A 10,879-nucleotide genomic window follows, 5' to 3' on the forward strand; every position below is an offset into this window, starting at 1 on the left:
AACGCGAAATTTCTCGCAGGCCGCGATGCGGCGCTGCTGATTCAACAACGCGACCTGAGCGCGCAGGGGCTGGCCGAGCTGCTGCAAAGCCTGGACCGCCCGCGCCTGCTGCAACTGGCGCAGGCTGCACGCGGCCTGGCGCGGCCGGATGCGGTGAAGGCGGTCGTGGCGGGCTGCAACGCCCTGCTGGCGGGACGCGAGACGAGCAAAGAAACAGGAAGGCAAGGGCGATGAAACACGCCATTCGCAAAATTCATTTCGTCGGCATCGGCGGCGCCGGCATGAGCGGCATTGCCGAAGTGCTGCACAACCTGGGCTATGCCATCAGCGGCTCGGATCTGAGCGAGAGCGCCACCGTGCGCCGACTGCGCGAGCTGGGCCTGCGCGTGGCCATCGGGCACGACGCCGCTCAGGTGCAGGATGCCGATGCCGTGGTCGTTTCCACCGCCGTGCGTGCCGACAACCCCGAGGTGCTCGCGGCGCGTGCGCGCCATATTCCGGTGGTGCCGCGCGCGGTCATGCTGGCCGAGCTGATGCGCCTGAAGCGCGGCATTGCGATTGCGGGCACGCATGGCAAGACCACCACTACCAGTCTGGTCGCCAGTGTGCTGGCCGAGGGCGGGCTAGACCCGACCTTCGTGATCGGCGGACGGCTCAATAGCGCCGGGGTCAACGCGAAGCTCGGGCAGGGCGAATACATCGTGGTCGAGGCCGACGAATCCGACGCCTCCTTCCTCAACCTGCTGCCGGTGATGGCCGTGGTCACCAATATCGATGCCGACCACATGGACACCTACGGCCACGACCCGGCCCGGCTGCGCCATGCCTTCGTCGATTTCATCGCCCGGCTGCCGTTCTACGGCGCGGCCGTACTCTGCGTGGACGACGCGGCGGTGCGCGGCATCATGCCGTTTGTTTCCAAGCCCATCACTAGCTACGGCTTTGCCGAAGACGCGCAGGTGCGTGCCATCGACGTGCGGGCCGAGGGCGCGCAGATGCACTTCACCGTGCTGCGCCGCAACGGCGTGCAACTGCCGCCGCTGGCCGTCACGCTCAACCTGCCGGGGCGGCACAACGTGCAGAACGCGCTGGCCGCCATCGCCGTGGCCACCGAACTGAATGTGGACGACGCCGCCATCCAGCGCGCGCTAGCCGGGTTCACCGGCGTGGGTCGGCGCTTCCAGCGCTATGGCGAAGTGGCGGCTCACCACGGCGGGCACTTCACCCTGATCGACGATTACGGCCACCATCCGGTTGAAATGGCGGCCACGCTGGCGGCGGCCCGTGGCGCCTTTCCGGGGCGGCGCTTGGTGCTCGCCTTTCAACCGCATCGCTACACCCGCACCCGCGATCTGTTTGAAGACTTCGTGAAAGTGCTCGGCGAGGCCGACGCGGTGCTGCTGGCCGAGGTGTACTCCGCCGGTGAAGCCCCGCTGGTGGCGGCCGACGGTCGCAGCCTGGCGCGTGCGGTGCGCGTGGCCGGCAAGACCGAGCCGGTGTTCGTCGAAGCCGTGGCCGATCTGCCGCAGGCCATTCTGGAGATGGCGCGCGAGGGCGACGTACTGATCTGCATGGGGGCAGGTTCCATCGGCGGTGTGGCCGCTCAAGTGGTGGCGATGGCAAAGGAGACCGCGCAATGACCCCCTGGCCGCAAATCGACCCGCGCGGTCTGGGCCGGGTCGCGGTACTCATGGGCGGTCTTTCCGCCGAACGTGAGGTATCGCTGATGTCGGGCAAGGGCGTGCTCGCCGCGCTGCAGTCGCGCGGGGTCGATGCCTTTGCTTTCGATCCATCGGTGGACGACCTAGCGGCGCTCAAGTCGTTTGGTGCGCAGCGCGCGTTCATCAATCTACATGGCCGCTGGGGTGAAGACGGCACGGTGCAGGGCGCGCTGGAACTGCTCGGCATTCCCTACACCGGGCCGGGCGTGCTGGCCTCGGCCCTGGCGATCGACAAGGCCATGACCAAGCGGCTGTGGCATTTCGAGAACCTGTCCACACCCAAATGGCGCGAGGTGGGCACGCTTGTCGAGGCTCGCGCGGCGGCGGCCGAGCTGGGCTTTCCGCTGATTTTCAAGGCCACGCATGAAGGCTCCACGCTGGGTCTGAAGCGCGCCGACAGCGAGGCCGAAGTGCAAGCCGCCTATCTCGAAGCCGCACGCTTCGACAGCCGGGTGCTGGTGGAGCAGTTCATCGAGGGCGACGAAGTGACCTGCGCGGTAATCGGCGCGGGCGATCAGGCGCGGGCGCTGCCGCTTATTCGCATCGTCGCCCCCGGCGGCAACTACGACTACGAACACAAGTATTTCAGCGACGACACCCGCTACATCTGCCCAAGCGAATTGCCTGCCGACGAAGAAGCGCGCATTCAGGATCTGGTCTTGCGCAGCTATCGCACGCTGGGCTGCCGCGGCTGGGCGCGGGCCGACGTCATGATTCGCGCGACCGACCGCCAGCCCTTCTTGCTGGAGATCAACACCTCGCCCGGCATGACCTCGCATTCACTGGTGCCCATGGCCGCGCGCGTGGCCGGGCTGGAATACGCCGATCTGTGCCTGCTCATCCTCAGCATGGCGGCGCTCGATCAACCGCATAAGGGGGTTGACCCCCACGCTGCGGCTTCGCCTGCGCTGCCCCCCGAGGGGGCCATCCCCACCCCGGCCCTCCCCACAAGTGGAGAGGGAGCAAACACTCCTCCCCCACGCCGTGGGGGAGGTTGGGAGGGGGAAAAGCCCGCCTCGGGGCGGCCCGGCGGCAGCGGGAGGAGCGACCGATGAGCAGTTACGCCCCGCGCGAGCTCCCGCTCGACATCCGCCTGATGCAAGGCACTTCGCGTGCCCTGTTCTGGCTGGTGGCGCTCGGCTGCCTGTTCGTCGCCGGGCACTGGCTGATGCAGCGCAACTGGTGGGACATCCGCGCCGTGCGGCTTCAGGGCGACTTGCAGCGCATCAGCCCGGTGACGGTACGGGCCGAGGCCCTGCCGCAGTTGCGGGGCAATTTCCTCACCATCAATCTTGCCCAGGCGCAGCGGGTGTTCGAGAGCCTGCCGTGGGTGCGTACCGCGGTGGTGCAGCGGCTGTGGCCGATGCAACTGGCGGTCACGCTGCAGGCGCAGCAGCCGGTGGCCATTTGGCGCGAGCCGGGCAGCGCGGCGCAACTGGTCAACGCGCAGGGGCAGGCGTTCAACGCCAACCTCGGCGAAGTCCAGGGGCTGGGTCTGCCGCAGCTCAGCGGCCCGGCGGGAACCAGCGCGCAGGTCTTGCAGATGAGCCAGAAGCTGCAGCCTTTGATGCAGGAATTTCATCAGACCGTCGCCACGCTGGCGCAAGGCAGCGGCGGCAACTGGAGCGTGCAGACCCGCTCGGGCCTGAGCATCGACCTGGGCAGTGCGCCCGACAGCGCGGCGACGCAGACCCGACTCAAACAATTCATGACCCTGATGCCGCAGCTCGAAGCCCGCTACGGGCGGTCCATCGACAGCGTCGATCTGCGCTATCCCAACGGTTTCGCCGTGCATCTGCAAGGCGTGGATCTGCCGGGCATGAACAAGACAACGAACAAGACACCGCAACCCGCGGGGAGGAAAGACTGATATGGCCAAGGACTACAAGGATCTGGTGGTGGCGCTGGACATCGGCACCTCCAAAGTGCTGGTGGTGGTGGCTGAAATGCTGGCCGATCGCGACAACCCGGCGGCGGGCTTCAAGATCGTCGGCATGGGCCAGGCGCCGACCGCGGGCATGCGCCGCGGGGTGGTGGTGGACATCGAGGCGACGGTGCAATCCATCCAGGCGGCCTTGAAGGAAGCCGAACTGATGGCCGATTGCAAGATCACCCATGTGATCACCGGCATCACCGGCAGCCATATCCGCGGGCAGAACTCGCACGGCATGGTGGCCATCAAGGATCGCGAAGTCACGCAGGCCGACGTCACCCGCGTGATCGAAACCGCCAAGGCGGTGAACATTCCGGCGGATCAGCGCTTGCTGCTGGTCGAGCCGCAGGAGTTCATCATCGACGGCCAGGACGTGAAAGAGCCGGTGGGCATGAGCGGCGTGCGGCTGGAGGTGAACGTGCACATCGTCACCGGGGCGCAGACTGCCGCGGAAAACGTGCTCAAGTGCGTGCGCCGCTGCGGCCTGGAGGTCGAGCAACTGGTGCTGCACCCGCTGGCGTCGAGCCACGCCGTGCTCACCGAGGACGAGAAGGAACTCGGCGTGGCGGTGGTGGACATCGGCGCCGGCGTGACCGACATCGCCATCTACACCGGGGGCGCCATCCGCCATACCGCCATCATTCCGGTGGCCGGCGAGCTGGTCACCAGCGATATCGCCATGGCCCTGCGCACGCCCACGCGCGACGCCGAAGACATCAAGATCGAGCACGGCATCGCCAAGCAGGTGCTGGCCAATCCCGAAGAGACGCTAGAGGTGCCGGGGCTGGGCGACCGTGGGCCGCGCATGCTGTCGCGGCAGGTGCTCGCCAGCGTGATCGAGCCGCGTACCGAAGAAATTTTCGCGCTGGCACAGCAGGTCATTCGCGATTCCCACTTCGAGGAAGTGCTGTCTTCCGGCGTGGTGCTCTGCGGCGGTTCGGCGCAGATGCCCGGCATGGTCGAACTGGCGGAAGACATTTTTCTCAAGCCGGTGCGCGTGGGCGCGCCCAGCTACACCGGCCCGCTGGCCGACATGGTGCGCAATCCGCGCATGGCCACGGTCATGGGACTGTTGGCCGAGGCCCTGCACCAGCGTCAGCGCGGCGCACGCCTTGCGCAAAAGAGCAGTTCAGTCAAGGGCTCGCTGGGACGTTTGCGCGAGTGGTTTGCAGGGAATTTTTGAGTTCTGCGGGGCGGTGCCCGGAGGGTCCGGGTGCCGCCCCGCAGAGTGTGTTCGGCGGGCGTAGGGTGCGTCAGCCGGTTTTTAACGGAGGTGTGACATGGCTTTTGAAATGATCGAGAACGACGCCCAAAGCGCGTTCAACCAGGGAACCAACATCAAGGTGATCGGTGTTGGCGGCGGCGGCGGCAACGCGGTCGAACACATGATCGCCTCGGGCGTGCGTGGGGTGGAGTTCATCTGCGCCAACACCGATGCCCAGGCGCTCAAGACCTCGGGCGCGCATCAGTTCCTGCAGCTGGGCAAGACGGGTCTGGGCGCTGGCGGCAAGCCGGTGGTCGGGCGCGAGGCGGCGGATCAGGCGCGTGGCCAGATTCGTGATGCGCTCGAAGGCGCGCACATGCTGTTCATCACGGCCGGCATGGGCGGCGGCACCGGCACGGGCGCCGCGCCGGTGATCGCCAAGATCGCCCGCGAAATGGGCATCCTCACCGTGGCCGTGGTGACGCGCCCGTTCGACTTCGAGGGCTCCAAGCGCATGGCCAACGCCGAGCAAGGCCTGGCCGAGCTGGAGGCCAATGTCGATTCGCTCATCGTCGTGCTCAATGAAAAGCTGCTGGAGGTTTACGGCGATGACATCAGCCAGAAAGAGGCCTTCGCTAAGGCCAACGACGTGTTGAAGAACGCCACCGGCGGCATTGCCGAGATCATCAATGTGCCGGGCCTGATCAACGCCGACTTCGAGGACGTGAAGAGCGTGATGGGCGAGCCGGGCAAGGCGATGATGGGCACTGCGGTGGCCAGCGGCCCCGACCGCGCCCGTCTGGCGGCCGAGCAGGCTGTGGTCTGCCCGCTGCTCGACGGCGTCGATCTCTCGGGCGCCAAGGGCGTGCTGGTGAACATCACCGCAGACGACTCGCTGCGCCTGGGCGAAACGCGCGAGGCGATGAACGCCATCCGCGCCTATGCCTCGCCGGAAGCCAACATCATTTTCGGCACGGTCAACGACCCGACCATGGGCGATTCGCTGCGCGTCACTGTGCTGGCTACGGGTTTGTGCGGCAAGGCCGAAAAGGCCGCGCCGGAACTCACCATCATCCGCACCGGCACCGACAACATGCCGCTGCGCACGCAGGGCTATGGCGGCCAGGCCGGTGCGGACCCGTATCAAAGTCCGGCGATCTGGCGTAGTGGCCGCGGCGCACCGTCGGCGCATGTGAACGCGCTGATGCAAAGCGGTATGGAGGAAATGGAAATTCCGGCTTTCCTGCGCAAGCAGGCGGACTGAGCCTTTCCGCGAAAAACGCGCCCGGTGACGGGACGCGGCGATGCACTGTGACGGCATGGGCCGTACCGCAGAGCTGGCCCGTCCCCCCGACGGAGTGACCCGACTCCGCATGGTTTGTCGCCGCCGCGCAGGAGCAAAGGCGTTGCTGCGCTCTGACAGATCACCTCCCTGTCGGGGCGCGGCAACGCGGGTCAACTAAGCGGGTCAACAACGCGGGCCAGCAACGCTGGCCGAAAGCGCCTCGGTGCTCCTTCAGGGTCTTCAGCAGAATTCAGGCTTGGCACCTAGAATGCATAGCATCTGGCAATCAAATTAAGAATTCTCATAAGTTATTGACATGTTGGCGCAACGCACCATCCAATCCGTCAACCGCGCTGTCGGCGTGGGTCTGCACAGCAGTGAGCGGGTGGAACTGACCCTGCGCCCCGCCCCGCCCGATACGGGCATCGTCTTCACCCGTACCGATCTGAGCGAGCCGGTCGAAATTCCGCTGAGTCCGTTTGCCGTGGTGGATACGCGCATGGCGACCACGCTGGGGCGCGACGACGTGAAGATCCACACCGTTGAGCATTTGCTGTCGGCTTGCTCCGGTCTGGGGATCGACAATCTGTATATCGACGTCACCGCGGAAGAAATCCCCATACTCGACGGCTCAGCGTCTTCGTTCGTCTATTTGCTGCAATCTGCAGGCATCGCGCTGCAAAATGCACCGAAAAGATTCATCCGCGTACGCAAGCCCGTTGAATTGCGGCTCGGGCAGGGCAGCGACCAGAAATGGGCGCGACTGGAGCCCTACGACGGTTTCAAGCTGAGTTTCGACATCGATTTCGACCACCCCGCCGTCAATCAGACCGCGCAGTCCACGGTGTTTGAGCTGGGGCGCGACTCGTACGTGAAAGACATCGCCCGCGCTCGCACCTTCGGCTTCATGCGCGATGTCGAAACCCTGCGCATCAATGGGCTGGCGCTGGGAGGCAGCATGGAAAACGCCATCGTCATGGACGAATACCGCGTGCTCAATCAGGAAGGGCTGCGCTTCGACGATGAGTTCGTCAAACACAAGACGCTCGATGCCATCGGCGATCTGTACGTAGCGGGCAAGGCGCTGATCGGCGCGTACAGCGCCTTTCGCAGCGGCCACATGGTCAACAATCTGCTGCTGCGCGAACTCTTTGCCGATGAATCCAGCTACGAGATCGTCAGCTTCGAAGACGCCACCCGCGCCCCGGCGGGTTTTCGCGCCGTTCCCACCCAGCAGTTGACGCAATCTTGCCTTGACCGCATCCGGGCATGAGGGCGGCTGGGTCGCTGTCGGGGCCGTTTGCGGCCCACGCTCTGCCCGTGGCTGTACCCGGATGCGCATGTCGCGCAGGGCGAAGCCGCGATCTTGCAAGTGCCGCAGCAGGGTCGGCTTGAACTGACTGAGCTTGGCAGCCACCGCGCTCGAACTGGCGGTCAGGCTCCACACCCCGTCCTGCCAGCGCCCCGCCTGCACGCCGTCCAGTAAAGCCGGGGGTAGCAAGGGACGGGCGGATTGCCACATCTGGTGCGAAAGCGTGGCCGCATCGCGCAGCGCGGCTATGGGCGGAGAAACGCGCGCCCAGGCCGATAGCGATGCGGCGCCTTTTTGGATAAAAGGCGCAGGCGACACGGTGGCGGATGGACGTTGGGTGGGCATGGGAAGAGGGAACAGACTGGAAATCCTGGAGTCCACCCCCATTCTGCCAGGGTGCGGACGGTAAAAACGCACGCATACAATGAAATGTTCTCGGAAAGCCGGGCGTGCGTCTGTCGCTGCGGTCTTCCCTCAAAACCATACTCAAAGACTGCGGGCCTGGAGTCCGCCTTCCCATGCCAGTCAAATTCCTCACCAGTCTGTTCGGCAGCCGCAACGAACGTTTGCTGCGCCAGTACCGGCGCGTGGTCGAGCGCATCAACGCCCTGGAACCGCAGTTCGAAAGACTCAGCGACGATGAACTCAAGGGCAAGACCGCCGAGTTTCGCCAGCAAGTCGCAAATGGTCGCAGTCTCGACGATCTGCTGCCAGAGGCCTTTGCCGTGGTGCGCGAAGGGGGCAAGCGGGCGTTGAAAATGCGGCACTTCGATGTGCAGATGATCGGCGGCATGGCGCTTCACAACGGCAAGATCGCCGAAATGCGTACCGGCGAGGGCAAGACCCTGGTGGGCACGCTGCCGGTTTACCTCAACGCGCTCTCGGGTAAAGGCGTGCATGTGGTCACGGTGAACGACTATCTGGCCCGGCGCGATGCCGAGTGGATGAGCCGCCTCTACACCTTCCTCGGTTTGACCGTGGGCATCAACCTGCCCAATATGACCAAGCCAGAGAAGCAGGCGGCCTACGCTGCCGATGTGACCTACGGCACGAACAACGAGTACGGTTTCGATTACCTGCGCGACAACATGGTGTACGAGCCGGCCGAGCGGGTGCAGCGCGGGCTGAACTATGCGCTGATCGACGAGGTCGACTCCATCCTGATCGACGAGGCGCGCACGCCGCTGATCATTTCTGGTCAGGCCGACGACAACACCGATCTTTACAAGAAGATCAACGTCATCGTCCCGCGGCTGGAGCGTCAGATCGGCGAGGAAGACCCGATCACCGGCAAAGGGGTGGAGAAACCCGGCGATTTCACCGTCGATGAGAAAGCGCATCAGGTGTTCCTCACCGAGTCGGGCCACGAAAAGACCGAGGCCATCCTCACCGAAATGGGGCTGATTCCCCCGGGCACCACGCTGTACGACGCGGCCAACATCGCGCTGATGCACCATGTGTATGCGGCGCTGCGCGCCAATCACCTCTACCACCGCGACCAGCATTATGTGGTGCAGAACGGCGAGGTCATCATCGTCGATGAGTTCACCGGCCGCATCATGGCGGGCCGCCGCTGGTCCGACGGGCTGCATCAGGCGGTGGAAGCCAAGGAAGGCGTGGACATCCAGAGCGAGAACCAGACGCTGGCCTCGATCACTTTCCAGAACTATTTCCGCATGTACGCCAAGCTCGGCGGCATGACAGGCACCGCCGATACCGAAGCCTTCGAGTTTCAGGAAATCTACAAGCTCGAGACCGTGGTCATCCCGACCAACAAGCCCATCCGCCGCAAGGATGCGCAGGACAAGGTGTACAAAACCGCGCACGAGCGCGATCTGGCCGTGGTCGAAGACATCCGCGACTGCCACGAGCGCGGCCAGCCGGTGCTGGTGGGCACCACCTCCATCGAGAGCAGCGAAAAACTCTCGATGCTGCTGCAGCAGAAAAAGCTGCCGCATCAGGTGCTCAACGCCAAGCAGCACGCGCGTGAAGCCGAGATCGTGGCGCAGGCCGGACGCCCGGGCATGATCACCATCGCCACCAATATGGCCGGTCGCGGCACCGATATCGTGCTCGGCGGCAATGTGGAAAAACAGTGCGAGATCATCGAGGCCGACCCCAATCTGTCGGACGAGGAAAAAGCCGCCAAGGTGCATACCCTCAAGAGCGAATGGCAATCGCTGCACGACCAGGTGATTGCCGCAGGCGGCCTGCACATCATCGGCACCGAGCGGCATGAAAGCCGCCGGATCGACAACCAGCTACGCGGTCGTTCCGGGCGGCAAGGCGACCCCGGCTCCACCCGCTTTTACCTCTCGCTCGATGACGCGCTGATGCGCATTTTTGCCGGCGATCGCGTCAAGGCCATTATGGAACGGCTGAAAATGCCCGAGGGCGAAGCCATCGAAGCCGGCATGGTGACGCGCTCGATCGAGAGCGCGCAGCGCAAGGTCGAGGCGCGCAACTTCGACATCCGCAAGCAACTGCTCGAATACGACGACGTGTCCAACGAGCAGCGCAAGATCATCTATCAGCAGCGCAATGAACTGCTCGACTCCACCGAGGTCAGCGAGCAAATCACCTCACTGCGCCAGGGCGCCTTCTCCGATCTGGTGCGCGCCTATGTGCCCGAGCAGAGCATGGAAGAGCAGTGGGATATTCCCGGTCTCGAAAAAGTGCTGCGCGATGAATGGCAGATCGAGCTGCCGCTCAAAGAGTGGCTGGAGTCTGACGAGAACATGACCGATGAGGACGTGCTCGAGCGCGTGCTCGAAGCCGCCGATACCGCCTACTCCACCAAGGTCGATCTGGTCGGACGCGACAACTTCGCCCAGTTCGAGCGCGTGGTGCTGCTGCAGACGCTCGACCAGCAATGGCGCGAGCATCTATCGTCGCTTGATCATCTGCGCCAGGGCATCCACCTGCGCGGCTATGCGCAAAAGCAGCCCAAGCAGGAATACAAGCGCGAGGCGTTCGAGCTGTTTGGCATGATGCTCGATTCGGTGAAGTCCGAAGTCACCCGCGTGCTGATGACCGTGCAGGTGCAAAGCCCGGAGCAGGCCGAACAAGCCGCCGAGAACATGGAGCAGCAGGCGCAGCGCATCCACATCAACTTCCAGCATGCCGATGCGACATCCGGCATTTCCGTGCTCGACAGCACCGAGGCGGCGCTGGCCGGCATGGCCGTCGCAGGCGGCGCTGCTGCAGCATCGCTGCCGGAAAATCCTTACCCCAAGGTCGGCCGCAACGACCCCTGCCCTTGCGGTAGCGGCAAGAAATACAAGCATTGCCACGGCAAGCTGAGTTGATCCCGGCTGCAGGGCCTGTCGGGCCTGCAGCCCATCCTGAATGGCATCACGTTGTGGAGAGTCTGTCATGGCGGTGAATCTTCAAGTCCCTGATCCAAGTCGCCTGCACGCCGTTG

General features: G+C 64.7%; 7 protein-coding genes and 1 pseudogene. All 8 read left to right on the forward strand.

Features of this window, described 5'->3' with window-relative positions; translation table 11 throughout:
• Positions 1–234: pseudogene (locus B7X30_RS13895) on the forward strand (undecaprenyldiphospho-muramoylpentapeptide beta-N-acetylglucosaminyltransferase); the annotation flags it as partial.
• Positions 231–1,640: a UDP-N-acetylmuramate--L-alanine ligase gene (gene murC / locus B7X30_RS13900; protein ID WP_286731316.1), complete on the forward strand. Its 1,410-nt coding sequence runs from the start codon at positions 231–233 to the stop codon at positions 1,638–1,640. The pseudogene B7X30_RS13895 and the gene murC, both read left to right, overlap by 4 nt.
• Positions 1,637–2,776, forward strand: a complete 1,140-nt coding sequence (locus B7X30_RS13905; RefSeq protein ID WP_286731318.1) for a D-alanine--D-alanine ligase — start codon at positions 1,637–1,639, stop codon at positions 2,774–2,776. The genes murC and B7X30_RS13905 overlap by 4 nt, the downstream gene beginning before the upstream one ends.
• Complete coding sequence (locus B7X30_RS13910; protein ID WP_286731321.1) at positions 2,773–3,591, forward strand: cell division protein FtsQ/DivIB; 819 nt, start codon at positions 2,773–2,775, stop codon at positions 3,589–3,591. The genes B7X30_RS13905 and B7X30_RS13910 overlap by 4 nt, the downstream gene beginning before the upstream one ends.
• 1 nt (position 3,592) lies before the next feature.
• A complete protein-coding gene (gene ftsA, locus B7X30_RS13915) occupies positions 3,593–4,837 on the forward strand; it encodes a cell division protein FtsA (RefSeq protein WP_156054172.1) in 1,245 nt (414 codons plus the stop codon).
• A gap of 97 nt (positions 4,838–4,934) precedes the next feature.
• Positions 4,935–6,122, forward strand: coding sequence for a cell division protein FtsZ (ftsZ, locus tag B7X30_RS13920; protein ID WP_013104539.1), 1,188 nt, complete (start codon positions 4,935–4,937; stop codon positions 6,120–6,122).
• 337 nt (positions 6,123–6,459) lie between these two features.
• The gene (gene lpxC / locus B7X30_RS13925; RefSeq protein ID WP_286731324.1) at positions 6,460–7,416 is read left to right on the forward strand and encodes a UDP-3-O-acyl-N-acetylglucosamine deacetylase; all 957 of its coding nucleotides are present in this window, start codon (positions 6,460–6,462) and stop codon (positions 7,414–7,416) included.
• Positions 7,417–7,973: 557 nt separating this feature from the next.
• A complete protein-coding gene (gene secA, locus B7X30_RS13935; RefSeq protein ID WP_286731327.1) occupies positions 7,974–10,763 on the forward strand; it encodes a preprotein translocase subunit SecA in 2,790 nt (929 codons plus the stop codon).
• Positions 10,764–10,879 lie beyond the last annotated feature (116 nt).

Origin of the sequence: Thiomonas sp. 13-64-67 (assembly GCF_002282795.1) — a bacterium.
Taxonomy (GTDB): Bacteria; Pseudomonadota; Gammaproteobacteria; order Burkholderiales; family Burkholderiaceae_C; genus Thiomonas; species Thiomonas arsenitoxydans.